Source organism: Pseudoalteromonas sp. 120-MNA-CIBAN-0494 (assembly GCF_040308885.1).
Taxonomy (GTDB): domain Bacteria; phylum Pseudomonadota; class Gammaproteobacteria; order Enterobacterales; family Alteromonadaceae; genus Pseudoalteromonas; species Pseudoalteromonas nigrifaciens.
The window spans coordinates 1-1,571 of the sequence record NZ_JBEOOE010000074.1; the positions used below are offsets into that span (position 1 = coordinate 1).

Genomic DNA, 1,571 nt, shown 5'->3' on the forward strand with positions numbered 1-1,571 from the left:
TGATTGCATACCTTCAAGAAATAGCCAAAAGGCTCAAAAATCTGCCAACGCTACTTTTAGATGCCGGTTGCCCAAGTAACATCAAAATCTATAAATGGTGTAGCGCTAAAATCTAGAAATAGAAGTTGTAAGTGTGTCATGCTGCCTTATCCACATTTTTCTCAACACACAATTCATCTGCCTACTTTGCCGCAAGCATATTAATATATCCAGCATGACTATTTTTCCCAAATACGAAAAGCTACATCTTTATTTAGCTTTTCGCATTTGAAGTAAAAGTTGAAAACACACCGTAATGGGAGTATGTTTATAAGTTAATAAACTAAAGGGGAAATCATTATGACAGCATTAGAAAGTAGTGTGCTCGCTCAGAACCCAAGTAAAACCGCTCAAATTGCACTTAAGGTATTTTTTAATATCATGAATGAGTGGAGTGTTAAAAACCAAGATCAAATCACTCTGCTTGGCAAGCCGGGGTCGACAACGTTTTATAACTGGAAAAAAGGACAAGCATCTAGCTTATCGGTAGATACGATGGAGCGTATTTCTTATATTATGGGAATTTACAAGGCATTAGGAATTTTATTTCCGACGCGAGAGCAAGCTGATGCTTGGATCAAAAAGCCAAATAATCACTTTAATAATGAATCGGCATTAACTTATATGCTTAAAGGTAGCATATTACACTTAAACGATATACGTAGGTATCTTGATGCACAAAGAGGTTAATACTTTATTACCTGACTGGGAGAAATTACATCGATTAGTTCCCAGTCATTATCCGCCAATCGATTTATTTGAAAATGTTGCATCCCCTGATGAGCTTGAAGTCGTTTTTGCTATTGAATCACTCACCAATGATAGGCTTCGGGAAGAGGTAGGTGATTTATCGCTTGTCACAACAGAAGAAAGAATTTCCGGTCCAGGTTCAACACCAGTCATGGCTGCATTTACACATATTTCGATTCCCACTCGTTTTACGGATGGAAATGAATATGGGGTTTATTACGGTGCAAAAGCGCTTGATACAGCGTTTGCTGAAACTATATATCACAGAGAAAGATTCTTATCAGCAACTAATGAGCCAGACACAGAACTAACAATGCGTTGCTATATTAATAAGATCTCTCTGGATCTTCATGATATAAGGGATGATGGGTTTGAACATTTATATACCGATGACTATATCGCTCCCCAACAGTTTGCTAAGCATATGCGCGCAAACGGCAGTAATGGTCTACTGTATAAAAGTGTTCGTGATGAAGGGGGGGTATGCGTAGCTGCATTTAAGCCTAAAGCGGTGACGATCCCTATTCAAAGTGGGCATTACAAGTACATTTGGAGCGGTAAAAAACAGAAAATTGAAAATATTCTCAAAGTTAACCTCATTAGGCAATGTTAAGGCAAAAATGATCACACAATACATTAAGGGAAGTAGCGCGATTCATATTAGCGACTAAATTGCCTAGAGTTTTATTGCTATGTATTCGAGAAAATGAACAACTCCCACTAAACGCTGCGCGTTTTGAAGGAGTTTCAAAAAGAAAGCCTAAGCTACCTTTTTAGGCTGG

General features: G+C 38.0%; 2 protein-coding genes. Both read left to right on the forward strand.

Features of this window, described 5'->3' with window-relative positions:
- The first annotated feature begins 339 nt into the window (after positions 1 to 339).
- Complete coding sequence (locus AAEY55_RS18005) at positions 340 to 729, forward strand: MbcA/ParS/Xre antitoxin family protein (RefSeq protein WP_350552578.1); 390 nt, start codon at positions 340 to 342, stop codon at positions 727 to 729.
- Positions 713 to 1,402 carry an RES family NAD+ phosphorylase gene (locus tag AAEY55_RS18010; protein ID WP_350552581.1) on the forward strand — a complete coding sequence of 230 codons (690 nt, stop codon included), beginning with the start codon at positions 713 to 715 and terminating at the stop codon, positions 1,400 to 1,402. Before AAEY55_RS18005 ends, AAEY55_RS18010 begins: the two co-directional genes overlap by 17 nt.
- The last annotated feature ends 169 nt before the right edge of the window (positions 1,403 to 1,571 follow it).

Bases quoted from the DNA above. Each gene is read 5' to 3' on its own strand.
- AAEY55_RS18010 (WP_350552581.1), top strand. From the start codon at position 713: ATGCACAAAGAGGTTAATACTTTATTACCTGACTGGGAGAAATTACAT.
- AAEY55_RS18005 (WP_350552578.1), top strand. From the start codon at position 340: ATGACAGCATTAGAAAGTAGTGTGCTCGCTCAGAACCCAAGTAAAACC.